The sequence below is a fragment of the Pseudoalteromonas sp. SG45-5 genome (assembly GCF_014164085.1).
GTDB lineage: Bacteria > Pseudomonadota > Gammaproteobacteria > Enterobacterales > Alteromonadaceae > Pseudoalteromonas > Pseudoalteromonas aliena.
Map to the genome: position 1 here is coordinate 1 of NZ_JACJEM010000020.1, position 19,591 is coordinate 19,591.

At 39.7% G+C, this 19,591-nt stretch carries 23 protein-coding genes; 7 read left to right on the forward strand and 16 right to left on the reverse strand.

All coding sequences use genetic code 11. The features are described 5' to 3' along the window. Positions 1 to 334 precede the first annotated feature (334 nt). Entirely contained in the window at positions 335 to 880 is a 546-nt protein-coding gene (locus H5119_RS08265; RefSeq protein WP_077536505.1) for a gamma carbonic anhydrase family protein, read from the forward strand. On the opposite strand, the gene H5119_RS08270 is transcribed toward H5119_RS08265, so the two are convergent. After that, positions 872 to 1,126: a DUF1488 family protein gene (locus tag H5119_RS08270; protein ID WP_007377622.1), complete on the reverse strand. Its 255-nt coding sequence runs from the start codon at positions 1,124 to 1,126 to the stop codon at positions 872 to 874. The genes H5119_RS08265 and H5119_RS08270 overlap by 9 nt on opposite strands. Further along, a complete protein-coding gene (gene aroE, locus H5119_RS08275) occupies positions 1,123 to 1,947 on the reverse strand; it encodes a shikimate dehydrogenase (RefSeq protein ID WP_182701887.1) in 825 nt (274 codons plus the stop codon). Before aroE ends, H5119_RS08270 begins: the two co-directional genes overlap by 4 nt. 53 nt (positions 1,948 to 2,000) lie before the next feature. Between aroE and H5119_RS08280 the strand changes: the two genes are divergently transcribed. Together H5119_RS08280 and H5119_RS08285 are read left to right on the forward strand one after the other, a co-directional pair. Further along, positions 2,001 to 2,438, forward strand: a complete 438-nt coding sequence (locus tag H5119_RS08280; RefSeq protein ID WP_182701888.1) for a group II truncated hemoglobin — start codon at positions 2,001 to 2,003, stop codon at positions 2,436 to 2,438. Positions 2,439 to 2,543: 105 nt separating this feature from the next. Continuing rightward, positions 2,544 to 4,145, forward strand: coding sequence for a methyl-accepting chemotaxis protein (locus H5119_RS08285; protein ID WP_182701889.1), 1,602 nt, complete (start codon positions 2,544 to 2,546; stop codon positions 4,143 to 4,145). Between the two features lie 116 nt (positions 4,146 to 4,261). Here the strand turns inward: H5119_RS08285 and hemF are convergent, their stop codons facing one another. From hemF to H5119_RS08315, 6 genes are all read right to left on the reverse strand, one after another. After that, positions 4,262 to 5,212, reverse strand: a complete 951-nt coding sequence (gene hemF, locus H5119_RS08290; protein ID WP_077536509.1) for an oxygen-dependent coproporphyrinogen oxidase — start codon at positions 5,210 to 5,212, stop codon at positions 4,262 to 4,264. Between the two features lies 1 nt (position 5,213). Further along, positions 5,214 to 5,777, reverse strand: a complete 564-nt coding sequence (locus H5119_RS08295) for an L-threonylcarbamoyladenylate synthase (protein ID WP_182701890.1) — start codon at positions 5,775 to 5,777, stop codon at positions 5,214 to 5,216. A 25-nt stretch (positions 5,778 to 5,802) separates the two neighbouring features. Continuing rightward, positions 5,803 to 6,378 (reverse strand): type I DNA topoisomerase, encoded by a 576-nt coding sequence (locus H5119_RS08300; RefSeq protein ID WP_138586670.1) that lies wholly within the window; start codon positions 6,376 to 6,378, stop codon positions 5,803 to 5,805. Between the two features lie 114 nt (positions 6,379 to 6,492). Then, complete coding sequence (locus tag H5119_RS08305) at positions 6,493 to 6,966, reverse strand: DUF494 family protein (RefSeq protein WP_138586671.1); 474 nt, start codon at positions 6,964 to 6,966, stop codon at positions 6,493 to 6,495. Position 6,967: 1 nt separating this feature from the next. Beyond that, positions 6,968 to 8,059, reverse strand: coding sequence for a DNA-processing protein DprA (gene dprA / locus H5119_RS08310; RefSeq protein ID WP_182701891.1), 1,092 nt, complete (start codon positions 8,057 to 8,059; stop codon positions 6,968 to 6,970). A gap of 31 nt (positions 8,060 to 8,090) precedes the next feature. Further along, a complete protein-coding gene (locus H5119_RS08315; RefSeq protein WP_182701892.1) occupies positions 8,091 to 9,212 on the reverse strand; it encodes a LysM peptidoglycan-binding domain-containing protein in 1,122 nt (373 codons plus the stop codon). A gap of 118 nt (positions 9,213 to 9,330) precedes the next feature. Here H5119_RS08315 and def point away from each other — a divergent pair, with 118 nt between their 5' ends. The 4 genes from def to trkA all read left to right on the forward strand — a co-directional run bounded on the left by def (position 9,331) and on the right by trkA (position 13,559). Next, on the forward strand, positions 9,331 to 9,837 hold the full coding sequence (def, locus tag H5119_RS08320) for a peptide deformylase (protein ID WP_138586672.1): 507 nt from the start codon (positions 9,331 to 9,333) through the stop codon (positions 9,835 to 9,837). A gap of 21 nt (positions 9,838 to 9,858) precedes the next feature. After that, a complete protein-coding gene (gene fmt / locus H5119_RS08325; RefSeq protein WP_182701893.1) occupies positions 9,859 to 10,812 on the forward strand; it encodes a methionyl-tRNA formyltransferase in 954 nt (317 codons plus the stop codon). Beyond that, positions 10,805 to 12,103 carry a 16S rRNA (cytosine(967)-C(5))-methyltransferase RsmB gene (gene rsmB / locus H5119_RS08330; RefSeq protein ID WP_138586673.1) on the forward strand — a complete coding sequence of 433 codons (1,299 nt, stop codon included), beginning with the start codon at positions 10,805 to 10,807 and terminating at the stop codon, positions 12,101 to 12,103. The genes fmt and rsmB overlap by 8 nt, the downstream gene beginning before the upstream one ends. 79 nt (positions 12,104 to 12,182) lie before the next feature. Continuing rightward, positions 12,183 to 13,559: a Trk system potassium transporter TrkA gene (trkA, locus tag H5119_RS08335; RefSeq protein ID WP_077536518.1), complete on the forward strand. Its 1,377-nt coding sequence runs from the start codon at positions 12,183 to 12,185 to the stop codon at positions 13,557 to 13,559. 81 nt (positions 13,560 to 13,640) lie between these two features. Here the strand turns inward: trkA and H5119_RS08340 are convergent, their stop codons facing one another. From H5119_RS08340 to pepQ, 8 genes are all read right to left on the reverse strand, one after another. Continuing rightward, positions 13,641 to 13,856 (reverse strand): calmodulin, encoded by a 216-nt coding sequence (locus H5119_RS08340; RefSeq protein ID WP_138584846.1) that lies wholly within the window; start codon positions 13,854 to 13,856, stop codon positions 13,641 to 13,643. A gap of 77 nt (positions 13,857 to 13,933) precedes the next feature. Next, positions 13,934 to 14,146 (reverse strand): calmodulin, encoded by a 213-nt coding sequence (locus H5119_RS08345; protein ID WP_182701894.1) that lies wholly within the window; start codon positions 14,144 to 14,146, stop codon positions 13,934 to 13,936. A gap of 144 nt (positions 14,147 to 14,290) precedes the next feature. After that, a complete protein-coding gene (locus H5119_RS08350; RefSeq protein WP_138584847.1) occupies positions 14,291 to 14,503 on the reverse strand; it encodes an EF-hand domain-containing protein in 213 nt (70 codons plus the stop codon). A gap of 63 nt (positions 14,504 to 14,566) precedes the next feature. Continuing rightward, positions 14,567 to 14,779, reverse strand: coding sequence for an EF-hand domain-containing protein (locus H5119_RS08355; RefSeq protein ID WP_182701895.1), 213 nt, complete (start codon positions 14,777 to 14,779; stop codon positions 14,567 to 14,569). Positions 14,780 to 15,236: 457 nt separating this feature from the next. After that, positions 15,237 to 15,902, reverse strand: coding sequence for a flagellar brake protein (locus H5119_RS08360; protein ID WP_182701896.1), 666 nt, complete (start codon positions 15,900 to 15,902; stop codon positions 15,237 to 15,239). Positions 15,903 to 15,935: 33 nt separating this feature from the next. Further along, the gene (locus tag H5119_RS08365) at positions 15,936 to 17,387 is read right to left on the reverse strand and encodes a TrkH family potassium uptake protein (protein WP_138584848.1); all 1,452 of its coding nucleotides are present in this window, start codon (positions 17,385 to 17,387) and stop codon (positions 15,936 to 15,938) included. A 95-nt stretch (positions 17,388 to 17,482) separates the two neighbouring features. Further along, complete coding sequence (locus tag H5119_RS08370; RefSeq protein WP_182701897.1) at positions 17,483 to 18,097, reverse strand: YigZ family protein; 615 nt, start codon at positions 18,095 to 18,097, stop codon at positions 17,483 to 17,485. A gap of 73 nt (positions 18,098 to 18,170) precedes the next feature. Further along, on the reverse strand, positions 18,171 to 19,493 hold the full coding sequence (gene pepQ, locus H5119_RS08375) for a Xaa-Pro dipeptidase (protein WP_182701898.1): 1,323 nt from the start codon (positions 19,491 to 19,493) through the stop codon (positions 18,171 to 18,173). Between the last annotated feature and the right edge of the window lie 98 nt (positions 19,494 to 19,591).

Consider the following 19,591-nt stretch of genomic DNA (forward strand, 5'->3'; position numbering starts at 1 on the left):
ATGCGAATAATACACCCTTTATTTTTCGAGTCAACACTTAGTTTTAAACTTTCTTTTGGAAGATTTAAAACCTAAGTTTTATTTAACTCTCTGAGTCGTTGCTGCTTTGCTATGCTTCGGCGTTTCCCGTCTCAGTGGGGTCGCATTATAGGGAGAACAGATTTTTACGCAAGCACTTTTTTAAGAAAACTGTAAATAAAGTGCTGTTCGGTCAGTTACTAACCTAAAGCACCCAAAACTGATAGTTTTATAATCAAATTATGCTTTAGCGGTACTTAAATTAGCGCTACTGTTACACTCATTAATACAAAAACTATTATTTAAAGGTGCAAATATGGCAATCCGTTCTTATAAAGGTGTAACACCTTCGTTTAATGCGTCTGTTTATGTTGATGAGTCATCAGTACTAGTCGGTGATATTACATTAGGCAGTGACTGTAGTGTGTGGCCATTGGTCGCAGCACGAGGTGATGTTAACTATATACGCATTGGTGATCGTACCAATATACAAGATGGCAGTGTATTACATTTATCCCGTGCAACTAAAAGCAACCCTGATGGTTATCCACTTATTATAGGTGACGATGTAACTGTGGGTCATAAGGTAATGCTGCACGGATGTGTATTAGGAAACCGTATACTTGTAGGTATGGGCGCTATTATTATGGATAACGTGGTTGTTGAAGATGATGTAATTATTGGTGGCGGCTCGTTAGTGCCACCAAACAAACGCTTAGAGTCTGGTTACTTATATGTAGGAAGTCCAGCTAAGCAAGCCCGCCCTCTTACAGAGCAAGAACTTGCCTTCTTAAAAATATCTGCCGATAACTATGTATCACTTAAAGATGAATACTTAGCTGAAATCGCTAACTTAAGTTAATAAGCTTACTTCAATTTGGCCTGCCGAGTTATAGCTCTCTTCTTCGATAAGCTCCTCGGCACGTTCTTCGTAATCAAAACGATATTGTTCAAAATACTCTGTTGCATGGCTTTCGTCTGTTAATTTAAGTGTATTTACTTCTATTATACACTCCACCAGCATGCCACTAACTTGTGCAAAAAAGACTAACTGATGATCGGGCTCTCTAAACTCTAGCCTATCTATAAATTGTATTGCCTGATTCATTTAAGCGTTCCTTGTTTAAGCGCATCAACTACGGGGAGTATTTTTGGCATTTTATTACGCCACACATAATATGCTTGAGCAGCCTGACCCACTAACATACCGCTGCCATCTAAAAGCTTAGCGTTAACATTGTGCTGCGCAACCCAATTCATAAAAATGGTATTTTGTAGTGAATAAAACATGTCATAAGCGACTTCACAATTAGTTATGTGTTTTTTATCGAGTGCTGGCAACTCATCATTCATACTGCTAGACGTAGAGTTTATGATTAGTGAGTAATTGCTTACTGGTAAATCATTAAAACCGAAGGCTGATACAGACCCGTATTGAGCAAACAGCTCTGCGAGTTCTTTTGCTTTTTGTGCGGTGCGATTAACGATTATTATTTCCTGAGGGTTATGCTCTAGTAAAGGTAAAATAACACCTCGGGCAGCCCCACCCGCACCAATAATTAAAATTCGCTTATTAGTAATGGCTACTTTATTAGCGAGTAAATCATTTACAAAACCAACACCATCGGTGTTATCACCTAATAATGTGCCATCATCTCGTTTTTTTAGCGTATTAACAGCCCCTACAATTTTAGCTAATGGCGTAAGCTCACTTGCTATTGCATAGGCTTGCTCTTTAAACGGCATGGTCACATTGGCCCCTTTGCCACCTTGATTAAAAAAAGACAATACTGTTTTTTCAAAACTATCGATAGGTGCTAAAATTGCGCGGTAGTCGATTTGTTCACCCAATGAGGCTGCAAATTGTTTATGTATCGCGGGGGATTTTGAATGTTTAATTGGATTTCCAAAAACCGCATATTTGTCCATTTTAAAGCAACCTCTTTGCAGCTATATACTGCCTATTAACGATGATAAATAATATGATTAAACGACTTTTTTCAAAATCTAAATCGGTATCAGTAACACAAGCACCTACGCCAGAAAAAACACCTTACGAAATAATAGGTGGAGAGACAGGAGCTCGTGCTATTTCTAATAGATTCTACGACATAATGGAGACCGATGAATACGCTAAACCATTATATAATATGCATCCTCTGCCATTAGATCGAATTCGCCAAGTATTTTTTGAATTTTTATCTGGTTGGTTAGGTGGACCAGACTTATTTGTTGAAAAACATGGCCATCCAATGCTTCGTAAACGGCACATGCCATTCCCTGTTGATCAAGACCTGCGTGATCAATGGATGCATTGCATGAATAAAGCACTTGATATTGAAATAGATAACCCTTTATTACGAGAAGGCTTGAAGCAATCGTTTGGCCAATTAGCAAGTCATATGATTAATCAACATTAAAACTGAACAACCGTTACTTTAATCTTTTAAGTTTGCGCTATATCAATGCCTCATTCTTCCAAATACAGATAATAACGCTATCTTGTTTGGGAGAGCATTACGCACGTGAAATTAATTCAACATAAAATTTATGCACTGCTAGCACTTACGGGTGTGCTGGTACTTTGTGCAAGCCTGATCAGCAGTTCTAATCAACAGCACACACTTGCTCAGGAAACAATCGCTAGCAATATTAAGTTACTTGCTGATAACTACTTTGATTCCATTAACACCATGATGTTGACTGGCACAATGGCGAATCGTGAAATACTAAGCAGTAAATTACGTAGCCATCCCAACATAGAAGACGCGCATATAATCCGCAGCCCTATTGTAAACAAGCTCTATGGATTAGGCGCTGCTAACCAAACCCCGAGTAATGATGCAGAAATTGCAGCACTTGAAGGCAAAGAAAATCTTTTTATCGAACAGCAACAAGGTACTCGCTATATGACATACTTAAAGCCGATGCTTGCAAGTAGTGATCATAAAGGAACTAACTGTCTTGGCTGCCATCAAGCACAAGAAGGTGATGTATTAGGTGTAGTAAAAATCAGTTATTCCCTCGCAGATATTGAAACAGCTGTAACTCGTAATACACTTATTAATACAGCCCTGCTATCAACGCTCTTTATCACTGCTTTTTTGTTACTGGGTTTACTTTTTAGAAAAATATTTATTAAACGTCTTAATAACATTGATCGCATGATGCATCTCGCCACCAGCAATAATGATTTAAGTCTCAAAATTGAGGATAACAATAACGATGAGTTAAGCTCTTTAGCAAATAGCTTTAACCAGATGATATCCACCTTTAAAGAAAATATTGCGCAAGTTTCACACTCTTCAAAAGTGCTCATTCATTCTGCCGAAGCCATCTATGCATCAGCCGATGCGACTGAACAAGCAATTTTGAGTCAAAAGCAAGGGACAGACTCTGTTGCCGCTGCAATTAATGAGCTTGAAAGCTCTTCTAACGAAGTTAAAAATACCACTCACTTTGCCTCCGAAAAGTCAGAAAGTAGTAATCTGCTTGCACAACAAAGTTTGCGTGTTGCTGAGCATACTGAGATAAGCATAAATCAACTTGCAGATGATGTTCGTAGCGCAGCCCAACAAGTAAGTCAGCTGCAGGCACAAACTTTAGAGGTAGGAAAAATACTTGAAGTGATCAGTAGTATTGCGGAACAAACAAATCTACTTGCACTTAATGCCGCAATAGAAGCGGCTCGAGCGGGAGAAACAGGTCGAGGTTTTGCCGTTGTCGCCGATGAAGTACGCACTTTAGCAACACGTACCCATGATTCTACTGACGAAATTAAACGCACAATTGACAAACTGCAATCGGAAGCGTCGCACACAGTAACAATGATGAGTAACTCATGTGAAGAAGCAGACGATAGAGCGCAACAAGTAAAAAAAGTCGCACAAGCTTTAAAAGATATTTCCTCTCAAATGAGTGAAATCAATCAGCTTAATGTGCAAATAGCGGATGCAACAGAACAACAAAGCTTAGCTGCGGAAGAAATAAACCAAAGTGTGGTAGCCATTAGCGATAATGCGGAGCGATCATTAGTGGATGCCAACGATAATCAAAAAGTAAGTGAAGAACTATTATCACTTGCCCGTTCGCTGGATGAGCAAGTCAGGCGTTTTAAATTAACTTAAAAAACAAGGCGCTAAATAACCTGAACTCTGGATAATAAATCTATCTCGAGCAGCTATTTGCAGCGCTAACTGCGTTGAATTTACTTGCAATAGGCCAGTAGATTAGCGCCTTGTTATTACAATTGCCAGTCTCGAGCAATCAATTGTACAGGTTCACTGCTTAGCCACTCTTGTGGTCGTAAGTAGTACTGATATAAATTAGCTTCTGGACTACCTTGCTCTGGTTTGAAATTATATTCCCAGCGTGCCAATGGTGGCATAGACATTAATATAGATTCTGTACGTCCACCACTTTGTAAGCCAAATAACGTACCTCGGTCCCATACTAGGTTAAATTCTACATAGCGTCCGCGACGGTAAAGTTGAAAATCACGTTGTTGCGCTGTGTACTCATCATTTTTACGACGCTCAATAATAGGTAAATAGGCATCTAAAAAGCCATTACCCACAGATTGCATAAACGCAAAACTCTTTTCAAAGCCGAGTTCGTTTAAATCGTCAAAAAACAAACCACCAACGCCTCGTGTTTCATCTCTGTGTTTTAAATAAAAATACTCGTCACACCATGTTTTGTATTTTGGATAAACTTCACCGCCAAATGGCGCACACAGATCGTGAGCAACTTGATGCCAATGTTGTACGTCTTCTAATACGGGGTAAAAAGGAGTGAGGTCAAACCCACCACCAAACCACCATATTGGCTCTTCGCCTTCTTTTTCGGCTATAAAAAAACGTACGTTGGCATGGCTGGTTGGCACATGTGGGTTTTTTGGATGAATAACTAACGATACACCGCATGCATGAAAGCTGCGCCCTGCAAGCTCAGGTCTATGCGCTGTTGCAGAGCCTGGCATTGAAGCACCAAATACGTGTGAGTAGTTAACTCCACCTTGCTCTATTACAATGCCATTTGTGGTTACACGTGTACGGCCACCACCGCCTTCTGCTCGTTGCCAATTATCTTCTATAAATTTAGCACTGCCATCTGCTGCTTCTAAACCTTGGCAAATAGTGTCTTGCAAAGCCATAAAGTATGCTTTTACTTGATCTAATAATTCGCTGTGCATATTAACCTCTAAATATTTTTCCAGTCATGGCATCTTTAATTGTGCTTGGTTGAGTATTTCCACCTAACGGCTCGTCAACATAAAAACCAACTTGCTCTGCAAATTGCGCTTTAGCTTGCTCAATACTAGTGACCGTTTCCTGACCTGTTAAGTTTGCACTGGTTGATACCAGCGGTTTGCCAAACTCTTGGCACAAACGTTTTACTGTTGGATGGTTTGTTACTCTTACTGCGATAGTATCAAACTGCCCTGTTAACCATTTTGGTGTATTTTTAGAAGCCGGCATAACCCACGTAATTGCAGCAGGCCAACTCGAAAAAATATCAGCGCGTTTATCCATCGGTATTTTTGCGTCATCTACGTATTTTAATAATTGCCCATAGTTATCAGCAATTAAAATAAGGCCTTTTTCGACTGGTCGCTGCTTAATTGCTAATAGTGCTTCAACGGCTTGTTGATTATCTGGATCGCAACCTAAACCATATACAGCTTCGGTTGGGTATAAAATAACTTCGCCTTGCGTTAAGCATGTTATTGCAGTGGGCGTATTTGAAACGTCTGACAAAATAGTCTCCAGAAATAATTAAACGTTATTCAGTTGAGGCAAGCTTATGCATGCAACTTTTTTGTGGGCATTGCAATAGTGTACCATTTGCCATATTTCTTTCTATGACGATTGGCCAGTTGCATTCAGGACACGAGTGTTCAACCGGTTTATTATTAAGCGTGTATTTACAGCTTGGGTAGCAATCACAAGAATAAAACACTTTACCAAACTTATTACTACGCGCGACTAAGTGACCTTTTTTGCATTTAGGGCAACTTGGTAACACTTCTTCATTTTGTTTTTCTTCGTTTTCGTTAGCAATATAGTGGCACTGCGGATACCCAGTGCATCCAATAAACATCCCGTAACGACCATTTTTAACCACCAGCGGTTTACTGCACTGCGGGCATGCTGAATCTTCAAGAATTTTTATTTCGTTACTGTCGTGATGTGCCAGCGGTCTAATAAAGTCGCATTTAGGGTAACTTGCGCAACCTAAGAATGGGCCAGACTTACTATTGCGGATCACTAATTCTGAACCACACTGCGGGCATATCTCGTATTCTTTTTCGAGGGCGTGTTTGTTCGCCGAGAAAAGCGAATGGTCGATTTTACTCATGGTGATCCTAAAGGGTTAGTGAATTTTCGCCTAATATACCCAAACCACTTAAAGATACAAGTAATGGTGTGCTTATCCGTTTAAGTAACCTGAGTAATTTACTAAAGGTAATTATTAATGAAGAAGCTCGCTGGGTTCATCAAAAATTAAATCCTCCATTTGTTCATATGCCTTTTCTGAACCGGGGACATTAAATAAAACCATAAGCACAATCCATTTTAAGTCCTCTAAACTTATGTTTAATTTATCAAGTGCGGCTAAGCGATCCATTACCATTTCGCGAGTCACACTATTAATAACCCCTATTTGCTCAATGAACATTAAAAAACTGCGGCATTCAACACTCAGCCTTTGGCATTCGCTTTCAGTAAATATACGCATTGCGTGTTGAGGATTCGCTATAAGATAGGGAGATTCATCATTGTGTTGTAAGTCGGCTAATTGCTCTAGCCAGTCGAGCGCTTTGAATATTTCTGGCTTATTAAAACCCGCACGCAATAACTCATCGGTTAGCTCATTTTGCTCTGCAAAAATATCCGCTTCACTATGAATATAATTTTCAAAAAGATACATAAGAATATCAAACATATTACTTCCCTGCGCTTAACTTAATATAACCGTCTAACACTCGCTCTATCTGATCGTCTAACTCTAAGTCGAGCAACCTAGCGAGTACTTTATCTATTGGCCACTGCGCACGACGCACAATGTCGTCTACGCTAGTTACTTCAAACCCTATACTATTTAAAACTTCGCATTGAGAATTAGCTTGAATAGGCTGCTCTTTAGTATATATATCTTCTTGATAAGTGAAACTCACTTCATCAAGAATGTCGGTTACATTTTCTACCAATTTAGCACCTTGCTTTATTAAAAAGTGGCTAGCCTGCGCTAACGGATTCTTAATTGATCCAGGTACAGCAAACACCTCCTTATTTTGCTCTAACGCATAACGAACTGTTATTAATGAACCGCTTTTAATTTCAGCCTCAACAATAAGCACACCTAACGCGAGCCCAGATATAATACGATTACGACGTGGAAAATTATGTGCATGAGCTGCAGTGCCTGGTAAAAATTCACTCACCAACAGGCCGCTTTCTAAAACTTGGTCTGTTAATAGTTTATGACGCTTAGGATAGTAAACATCAACTCCAGTACCGAGCACTGCGATGGTTTTACCAGTACCTGCAAGCGAGCCTTTATGTGCAGCGCCATCTATACCTCTGGCCATACCTGAAGTAACCGTAATACCCGCTAAAGTTAACTCGTATGCAAACTCTGATGCTATTTCAAGCCCGGTAGGTGTGGCATTACGACTCCCTACAATTGCAATTTGTGGAGTAGATAATAACGAGACATCCCCCCTACAAAAGAGTAATAAAGGAGCACTGGCTATCTGCCGGAGATCTTCAGGATAAAGCGCGTCAAAAATACACACTGCAATGATATGGTGCTGTGCAATTAATTGCTCATAATGACTTACTTGCTGCCAATTAGTATTAAGTAAGTTACTAGCTTGATTAGCGGTTAATCCAAGTTGTAAAAGCTGATCATGAGATAAGTCGAATAAAGACTCAAGGGAATGGTTTGTAGATAATGCTAAAAGAGTTTTTATACCTAACCCTTTACACATATAAAAGGCAAGCCAGTGGGCTAACTTGCCAGATGACTGATCCATGCTCTCTCCTAGAGCACCGACTCGCTACTTCTTAATGAATAACTGCAAAATCTCCAACGCGAATTGGGTGCTGGTTTTTAGTAATTAATGCATAGCTAACTTTGTCATACACTTTAAATACGATTAACTCGCCAACTTTTTCTTTTGGCATAGACCACACAGTGCTATTTTCGTCTGGCTCTAACCCTAAAAGCTCACTCGTACTTGATATAAGCCTTTCTAACTTACTTGAATCCTCTGGGTAACGAGGGCCTCGTTGCCCATCAATTACACCAGGCGATTGGCGTTCAATATCTAACACATGACCAGGTTCAATTTGCTGTTCTGCCCCTAAGTTTAGCACCACAATATCCATTGTGCTGAATTCTCTAACATGATTTGCAGAGGCTATCACTTTGCCCTCTAAAGGCTGTTTAGGTCTATGCATATTAAAATATGCGGGTAACGTTTGTCCCTGCATAGCAGGCAATAAAAAATCACCTTGTTTAATTTCTCGCTTAACCGATTCAACCCTTACTGATGAAGGAATGCCATTACTAATATCGCCCCGTCTAAATACGCGAGCCATGCCGGCATAACTTGCTCGGTTAGCTAAAATTTCATTTGTATCTGGATCGGTGTAAGCCTCACCTTTGTGGTAAATAGCATAAGCCTGATTAAGCTTTAAATCGCCATTAACATATAAAATATGATCGAGAGTTTGAGTCTTCGTGTTTTGGTTGGCACCTAATACATAGGGTTTCCCATCTATTTCTTCGTTATTAAGCGCCTGCTCATAAGTTAGATAAGGTTTAATTAATTCTAACGGCAAAGTCGTCACTGCATCTTTACCTTTAGCAGTAATATAACCTTTTGGCGAAAGCTTTTTATAAGCTTTATTTAACACTAAGCGAGGTGTTCCACCTGCACCATAAACTAAAGTAAGTGCATCCCCAGGATAAATTAGGTGAGGGTTACTAATATGAGAGTTCATTTCCCATAACTTTGGCCATAGCCATGAATCGCTCAAATAAATATCAGAAATTCCCCAAAGCGTGTCTCCTTTTTTTACAACATACTGTTTTGGTGCATCTTTTTTTATTTCGAGCACATCAGCAATTGCAGGAAAAGCAGCACTTAATGCAAACATGGCTGCGACTAACGGAGATTTCATTGAGCTTCCTCATATTGTTTTTTCATTATTATTGACCAAAACCTGTTAAAGGTGAACGTGAATGGCTAAAATAAGAGCATACAATACCCTAAATTAAGCACAAGTGAAAAAGGTAACTATGGCTAGGTTAGAAGTTTTAAGATTTCCGGATGAGCGTTTACGTACAATAGCAACAGAAGTTGTGCAAGTTGACGACCAAGTACGCCAAATTGTTAAAGACATGCTGGAAACTATGTATGATGAAAATGGCATCGGACTAGCTGCTACACAAGTAGACATTCATCAAAGAATTGTTGTGATTGATGTATCAGAAGAGCGAAATGAGCCTCTGGTATTAATTAACCCACAAATCATCAAAAAAGATGGCTCAACCATTAGCGAAGAAGGCTGTTTATCAGTGCCTAATTCGTATGCAAAAGTTGACCGCGCAGAAACAGTAACAGTCTCTGCACTTAACGAAAACGGTGAAGAGTTTGTACTAGATGCAGACGAATTACTGGCTATTTGTATTCAACATGAACTAGATCACCTGCAAGGTAAATTGTTCATTGATTACTTATCACCATTAAAGCGCCAACGTATTCGTAAAAAGCTTGAAAAAGAAGCTAAATTTGCAGAACAGTAATAAGCACCTTAGGAAAACTCAGTGACTCAACCATTACGCATTATATTTGCCGGTACGCCGGACTTTGCCGCACGTCATTTACAAGCGCTGATACAAAGCAAACATACAATTGTTGGTGTATACAGCCAACCCGACCGCCCTGCTGGTCGAGGTAAAAAACTAAAAGCCAGTGAAGTAAAAGAGCTAGCGCTTGAGTACAACCTCCCTGTTTTTCAGCCACAATCATTAAAAAATGATGAAGCATTAGCAGAACTAACAAGCTTAAATGCCGACATTATGATTGTTGTAGCATATGGCTTAATTTTACCTAAAGCGATATTAGAAGCCCCACGCTTAGGTTGTTTAAATGTGCATGGCTCTATATTGCCGCGCTGGCGCGGTGCGGCACCTATTCAACGCGCTATTTGGGCGGGTGATGAGCAAACCGGCGTAACAATAATGCAAATGGATGAAGGCTTAGATACCGGCGATATGTTGCATATTAGTCGCTGCCCTATTAGCACGACAGAAACTAGCGCTAGTTTATATATAAAGCTTGCTGAGCTAGGCCCAGACGCGTTAATTGAAACCATTAACAAACTAGCGAATGGCGAGATCACACCAGAACCTCAAAATGATGAACTTGCTAACTATGCTAAAAAGCTTTCTAAAGAGGAAGCAAATATAGACTGGTCTATGAGTGCGCTGCAAATTGAGCGAAACATTCGCTCTTTTAACCCATGGCCGGTGTGCTTTACTCAAATGGGCGAGCAAACAGTAAAGGTTTACCAAGCGCAGGTTGTCCTGCAATCGGGCAATCCAGGACAAATTTTATCAAGCGATAAAAATGGCGTCGTAGTAGCGTGTGGTGAACATGCTTTGTGTATTACGCAATTACAACCGCAAGGTAAAAAACCAATGGCAATTAACGACTTCTTAAATGGTCGTGGTGACTGGGTTACCCCTGGCACAGTATTAGGCGAAAATAATGAGTAATGTCCAAAACGTACGAGCGCTTGCCGCTGAAACTTTATATAACGTAGTTGATAAAGGCGCTTCGCTTAATCAAGAACTACCATTTGCTAGCCAAGGCTTGCCACCAAAAGACAAAGCACTACTGCAACAAATTTGTTATGGCGTTTTACGCTACTTACCTAGCCTTGAAAACTACTGCCAACATTTAGTGGAAGATCCACTGAAAGGTAAGCGCAGAATATTTCAATTTTTATTGTATGTAGGTATTTATCAGCTACAACACATGCGTGTACCGCCACATGCAGCAATCTCAGAAACAGTCAATGCACTTGCTCAATTACGTGCTTTAGGTTTAAAAGGGCTTATTAACGCTATTTTACGTAGCTTTCAACGCCAACAAGTTGAGCTTGAAGAAAAAGCGAAGCTTATTCCGGTGTGTTTATACAACCACCCAAATTGGTTTATTAAACAAGTAAAAGAAGCCTACCCTGATAGCTGGGAAGACTTACTTGCAGAAAACCAACAACAAGCACCTATGTGGTTACGTGTAAATCAAGCACAATATAGCACGCAAGAATACAGCGATATGCTAACGGCGAACGATATAGAACACACCTTAAACCCTGACTTTATAGATGGGATTAAGCTTGCTAAACCGCGTGATGTATTTTCATTGCCTGAGTTTGATACAGGTGCATGTTCAGTACAAGATGCCGCAGCACAACTTGCAGCACGCTTTTTAGAACCAAAAGATGGCGACACTATTTTAGATGCCTGTGCAGCACCTGGCGGTAAAACATGTCACATATTAGAGCTTGCTGATGCAGACGTACTTGCTCTCGATAGCGATTCAACTCGCCTTGAACGTGTTAAGCAAAACTTAACGCGTATTGGCTTAGGTGCAGACCTACAATGTGGCGATGCCTCGCAACCGCACACATGGTGGGATGATCAACAGTTTGATCGTATTTTATTAGACGTACCTTGTTCTGCAACTGGCGTTATTCGTCGTCATCCAGATATAAAATGGCTTCGTCGCGCATCAGACATTGTAGATTTAGCCGCACTTCAAGGCGATATACTCAATAGCATTTGGCCACTTTTAAAACCAGGTGGTACATTGGTATATGCTACGTGTTCGGTTCTTCCACAGGAAAACCAACAACAAGTTGCTAAGTTTTTGGCTAATAACGACGACGTAGAGCATATTCCTCTTCATGATAAAGACACTATTACAACACCAGGGCTACAATTACTGCCTGGCGAAAGTGATGGCTTTTATTATGCGAAATTAGTGAAAAAGTCTAAATAGTTTAGCTTAAATACTTTCGATAATTAGCCATTTTTTAATTAAAATGGCTTTGAATAGCTACTTATAACACTGGTAAATAATGAAAATAATCATACTCGGTGCTGGGCAAGTTGGTGCCACACTAGCTGAAAACTTAGTCGGTGAGCAAAACGAAATAACCGTTGTTGATATAGATGGTAACCGTTTACGTGAACTCCAAGATAAGTACGACTTACAAGGGGTGATGGGCCACAGCGCTCATCCTGACGTATTACGTCGTGCTGGTGCAGAAGATGCTGATATGATTATAGCGGTAACCAGTTCAGACGAAGTAAACATGGTTGCATGCCAAGTCGCTTACAGTATTTTTAAAACCCCTACAAAAATTGCCCGAATTCGTTCTGAGCAATATTTAAAATACCGTGAAAAACTATTTCAAAACGATGATTTACCAATCGATCACTATATTGCCCCCGAAGCACTGGTGACCAAATATATTCGTCGCTTAATTGACTACCCTGGTGCATTGCAAGTCTTGCAGTTTGCCGATGGTATGCTCTCATTAGTCGCCGTAAAAGCTTACTATGGTGGTTTGCTAGTAGGCTATGCGTTATCTGCACTTAAAGAGCACATTCCTAATGTAGAAACTCGTGTTGCCGCTATTTATCGCCAAGGTAAAGCAATTAAACCATTGGGTACAACGGTCATTGAAGCCGATGATGAAGTGTTTTTTATTGCCGCGACAAAACATATACGCGCTGTAATGAACGAGCTGCAAAAACTGGAACGCTCTTACAAGAAAATTATGATAGCGGGTGGTGGTAATATTGGCGCAGGCCTTGCCCGCTCACTTGAAAAAAATCACACAGTTAAACTCATTGAACGCAGTAAAGAGCGAGCTGAGCAACTATCTGAAATGCTCGACAACACCGTGGTGTTTTGTGGTGATGCATCTGATCAAGAACTACTCTCAGAAGAGCATATTGAACAAGTTGATGTATTTATTGCCGTAACCAACGACGATGAAGCAAATATTATGTCGGCCATGCTTGCAAAACGTATGGGCGCACAAAAAACCATGGTGCTTATTCAGCGTGGCGCTTACGTTGACTTAGTACAGGGCGGCGAAATAGACATTGCCATCTCTCCACAACAAGCAACGATATCAGCGTTATTAACACACGTACGCCGTGGTGATATCGTTAACGTGTATTCTCTACGTAAAGGCGCCGCCGAAGCGATTGAAGCCGTTGCCCATGGTGATGAAAATACATCAAAGGTCGTTGGCCGGGCTATCGCTGATATAAAACTCCCTGCGGGTACCACCATAGGTGCAATAGTGCGTAATGACGATGTGCTTATTGCTCACGACGACACCATTATTTTATCGGGCGATCACGTTATTATGTTTTTAATCGATAAAAAGCACATTAACGTAGTAGAAAAACTGTTTCAGGTAAGTGCTATATTCCTTTAACTAGTTACTCTAATTAGTTAATTTAATACACAAAAAAGCCGCTGACTAAGGCGGCTTCAATGGAGTATGCTTAAATATTGATTATTGTACTTTAGAAAACTCTTCTTTAGAAATCTCACCATTTCCGTCAGCATCTAAATCATCAAAGATTTTCACAAGTTGAGGATTTACTTTTGCTTCTTCCATACTAATTACGCCATCGCCATTACCATCAAAAGAGGCAAAATCTACTGCCGCATATGCCACTGACGAAGATGCTAGAACCAAAACTGCAAGTGCTGTGTTTAATGTTTTCATAATAATATTCCTAATAAGATGGGAAGTCCTTTTCAAAGATCCCTAATTGTGAAAAATGTTTAATTTAAAAAGGTGAGTTAGTAATTAGCGAACTCTTCTTTGGAAAGCTCACCACTACCATCGGTATCTAGCTCAACAAATTCAGCCATTAAATCAGTATCAACTGCCGCTTCGCTTGGGCTAATCGTGCCGCTACCATCTATATCAAGGCTATTAAAGTCTGATGCTGCAAATGCAACCGAAGAAGACGCTATAGCCATAAGTGCCAACGCTTTATTTAAATGTTTCATAACTTAATCCTTCATATTAAATGTTCTATCAAAAAAATGAGATCTCGAACTTAAACCGTAATTTTTCACTTCCTTGTTATCCTCTTTCGTAAGCTCCCTTGCCTACTTAGGTTGTCTTTGGCAACTCAGGATCAATACCTTTAATTAAGCTTTAGAAAATTCTTCTTTTGATAACTCACCATTTTGGTCAGTATCAAGCTCTGAGAACATGCTCATTAGCTTTGCATCTACCGATGCCTCAGATTGACTAATTGTGCCACTGCCATCCACATCTAATGTATTAAAGTCGGTTGCTGCAAACGCGGCTGAAGAAGAGGCTATTGCCATAAGTGCTAGTGCTTTATTTAATGTTTTCATAACGTGTATCCTTAAAATTTTTGAGTAATGTCAGGGCGCTTATGCCACCCCGTAGCGTTAAGCTTATGCTTTTGAAAATTCTTCTTTTGATAACTCACCATTTTGGTCTGTATCAAGTTCAGAGAACATGCTCATTAATTTTGCATCTACTGATGCCTCAGCTTGGCTAATGGCCCCACTACCATCAGCATCTAACGTATCGAAATCAGTTGCTGCAAATGCAGCTGAAGAAGATGCTAATGCGATAAGTGCTAAAGTTTTATTAATGCGTTTCATAATATGTATCCTTCAAAGTTATGTTTATGCGATTAAGTAGTTCACTTTAAATCACGTTTTGTTTAGTACACCCAAACTACTACAACTTAGATGCCAACTTTTAAAAGTTATTTATTTTCAATGAGTTGACTAACTTTAGGAGTGAGGAAAGTAAATTGTTCAAGATTTTTTGTTGCTTTTTGGCAACAGGGTTTCAAGCTAAAACAAAAACACCTTTAAAAACATGAGGTTAAAAATGTTCAAAATACTACAGTTTATAAATTTAGATACTTAAAAGATGATTTAACATTGAAATTTAGCTAAACCTTAGCTGAACTTTTTTTTATAAATACAATTGGAAGGATTTTTTGAAATTTAAATTATTGTTTTATATGGTTTATTATTTTATTTGGTGATGGTTAAATAATTTTTCTGCAGAAAAATGATAAATTACTAGTTTGTTGCATAATAGCGAAACTTAGCTTTCATCAAGTTCAGAGTTAAGCATTGAGGGATCAATAAAGTGCTCTCTCATAAAAGTTCTCATTTCGTCTTCGCTGGCTAATAACTTAATACCGCACTTAGCGCCCGCCGAATAGCCTTTAACGCTGCACACTTCACCTGCAAAGTTTTTACCACTGCTATCGAGCATAACTGTGCATTGCATATCTTTTATATTTTCAAGCGCTTGATCGCTTTTGATATCAAACATAACGCCAGTTAATGAAACGTCTTTGATCACTCCATCAAGCACTCGTTCGTCACTTAACTTAAGTTTAGCTGGCAATAAAGTAGGGATACGTGCTTGTGAACGCAGATCAAATAACTGCACGTGTTTAGGAAAATGAATAAAAACCAGCCGAGCAGGATGAGAAGTAACCGACATAACTTGTTGACGAAATGCTATCACTTGCCCACCACTACCTTCTATCAACGCTCTTACTACCACCATCACACCGTCACGCAAATAATCACTGGCTGCAAGCAATCGTTTAGAATTGGGGTAATTTAAAATAATAAACTTATCATCAAGCAAGCCAACTAATTCAGTTTTAACACGCTTACTACTTGTAGGTGTTAATATTTCAAGGTCGACTAAACTACCTAATGCTAAATGTTTTAGCTTTTCTAAATTTGCTGGCATATCCCTTTCCCAATGATGTATTTACTGACTTTTTTACCCACGCCAAAACGTTGGTGTAAATAGTACCAGTAGAGTAAATATTTCGAGGCGACCAAACACCATTGCAATAGTAAGCAACCATTTAGCGCCATCGGTTATAGCACCATAGTGTGATGCAACGTCACCCAAACCAGGGCCTAAGTTATTTAAACATGCGGCAGTAGCTGAGAACGCCGTTATGTTGTCCATACCAGTCCCCATAAGCGCTAACATAATAATAATAAACACTAATGCATAAGCAGAAAAAAATCCCCATACCGCTTCGACGACTTTATCTGGAAGCGCTTTTCGGCCTAACTTTATAGAATATATAGCACGAGGGTGTACTAAACGATTGAGCTCACGCACACCTTGTAAATAGAGTAAAAACACACGAACTACTTTCATTCCGCCACCGGTAGAACCCGCACAACCACCAATAAAGCTCGAAAATATAAGTAATATTGGTAAAAACAATGGCCATGTTGAAAAGTTATCGGTAGCAAATCCCGCTGTAGTACTCATTGATACTGCTTGAAATAAAGCCTGATCTAGCGTTTCATCACCATTAGCGTATATCTCATTTGATGACAGTACCGTAAAACAAATAACCACCAGCGCTAATTGAATACACAAAAATACTTTAAACTCAGGGTCGCGCAAATATACCTGTACATTTCGACTGGCTACCGCTGCGTAGTGCAATGAAAAATTAATGGCTGCAATAATTAAAAAGAACACACAAATAAAGTTAATAACTGGGCTGTTAAAGTGGCCTATCGAGGCATCATAAGTAGAAAACCCACCAATGGCTACGGTTGAAAACGCATGGCAAATAGCATCAAACCAATCCATACCAGCCGCCCAATAAGCAAGCATACACGCAGTAGTAAGTGACACATAAATATACCAAAGATGTTTTGCTGTATCAGCAATACGCGGGGTCATTTTAGAATCTTTTACAGGCCCTGGTATTTCAGCGCGATATAACTGCATTCCACCAACACCAAGCATAGGTAGTATCGCTACAGCGAGTACAATGATCCCCATACCGCCAAACCATTGTAACTGCTGGCGATAAAACAATACGGATTTGGGGAGGTATTCAATCCCCGTCAGTACGGTTGCACCTGTAGTTGTTAAGCCTGAAAATGCCTCAAACACCGCATCAGCAAATGATAGGTTGGGTTCTTGTAAAAATATGAGCGGTAAAGATGCGAATGCACCTAATACCAACCAAAACAGAACTACGATTAAAAATCCTTCGCGGGCTTTTAAATCTCCGTTTTCGTGGCGGTTCGGGTAATAAGCCATTAGGCCAATAACAATACTAAATATAAATGCTAAAACAAATGGAACACCACCACCGTCTTTATAAATTAAAGACACCAGTGCCGGTGGCACCATGGTAATACTAAACAGCGCAACAAGTTGGCCAAGAATTTTTATGATGGTACGAAATTGCATTTAGCTTATCGCTTTTATTATTAGTAAATTCAGGCTAAGTAGTGTCAGCCTGTTCAAATTAAGTGGTATGCATTAAATGCAACTTGTGTAGGTTATTACTCTTTAATAGTTAACTCAACTGCGCCGTGGCTTAAATCAAAAATATCTTTAATTGCTTGTTGTGCTTGGCGGCTATCAATCGTGATCACCCATTCAATATTAGCAGTAAATTGCTTATCAATATTAAGTACTTGGTAGTTGCTCTTTAGCCGCTGCTCAATCGCGCCTTGCATGCTGTATTCACTACTTCCTGTAATTTCAATACTGGGAACTTTAAGCACCGTTTGCAATTTTACTAATGCATTATTTAATGAGCCACCATAAGCACGTACTAATCCACCAGTACCTAGCTTTATACCGCCAAAGTAACGTGTCACTACAGCTGTTATTTCGCCAAGGCCCGAACCCACCAACACATTAAGCATAGGCTTACCCGCAGTGCCATTTGGCTCACCATCGTCCGAAAAACCATAAACATGGCTACCACCTGGATTACCCGCTACGTGCGCCCAGCAATTATGACGAGCGTCTGAATATTTTTCTTCAATACTTTTAATAAATGCTTTTGCGCAGGCTAAATTTGGCGTGTGTGCAATATGCACAATAAAGGTGCTTTTTTTAATTTCTTCTTGATGAAACACATCCGCTGCAGGGTATTTATATTCTGACATACTTTACTTAACCAATATTCAACCAAAAAAATGGGGCCTTATGGCCCCAATTATTCAAACGTAGATAGTATCGTTAAGCTAAGTCTAAATCACGCGTCATATTTTCTAGGCTGTCTTCATGAACGATAATATTATCTTCAATGCGGATACCACCAAACGGTTTAAACGACTCAACCTTTTCCCAGTTAATGAACTGCTTATTATCGGTTTGTGCTAAATCGCCAAGCAATGAGTCAATAAAGTATAAACCTGGCTCAATAGTAAACACTTGGTTTTTTTCAATCAGGCGCGTACAACGTAAGAATGGATGTCCTTCTGGCGAAGGTTGGTGAGTACCCTTTTCGTCACTCATAAAGCCACCCATGTCGTGCACTTGTAAGCCTAAGTGATGACCTAAACCATGCGGGAAAAAAGTAGAGGTAATTTTACGCTCAACAATTTCTGCCGCAGGTAGGTTAACAATTTTAAAGTCACTTAATATTTGCGCAATACGGTTATGACACTCAACGTGCAAATCGCCATAAAGCATACCAGGCTTCAAACCTTGACCTAATTCAATTTGCTGTACTGTCATCGCATCCACAAGCTCAGAAAACTCACCCTGCTTTTTAAAATCATAAGTACGGGTAATATCAGCTGCGTAACCATTAAAGTTTGCCCCAGCATCGATTAAAAATGAGTTATGGGTATGTGGTGCTTTTGGATCAAAGTGCGTGTAATGCAAAATAGCGCAGTTTTCGTTAAGTGCAACAATGTTGCCATACGGCATTTCATTTTCACTCTGACGTGTAGCCATTAAGTATGCTTGCTGAATATCAAACTCGCTACCACCATTAAAAAAGGTATCGCGTGCAGCTTTGTGCCCGTCTACTGCAATGCGGTTAGCGTTGCGTAAACATTCAAGCTCGTACTGCGTTTTATAAGCGCGGTGGTAATGAAAATAGTTAAGTACAGGTTCTGGGTTCATAATACTAAAACCAAGTGCTTGCGCTACTTCTATATATTCGCCCATATAAGCGTATTTAGCTTTATCGTATGGCAGTAGCTTTTCAACTTGATCAGGTTGTAGCAGTAGTTCTATATCAAAATACTCAGCCCAAAAATCACGAGGTTCGTCCGGCACTTTATGCCAAAAATCAACAGGACGATAAAATATTAGTTTTGGCTTGTCGTTACCATTTACCACAATCCAGCAATGCGGATTATCAATAACTGGCAGCCATGCTTTAAACTGAGGATTAACTTTAAACGGGTAATACATATCATCTAAAAACTGACGTTTAGCTTGGCCCGAGTGAATAACTAATCCCTCTAACCCTTCGCTTTCACAAATTGTACGAGTACGCTGTTGCAGTGTTGCAATATGTTCGGCGTATAAAACGGCTAATTTATTCATTGTTAATCCATCTGTTAAATTTAACTTGCTCTGAGTCTACCACTTATACCAATTGCATTAAATAAGGGGGCATCTAATCACATTAGATATCCCCCTAC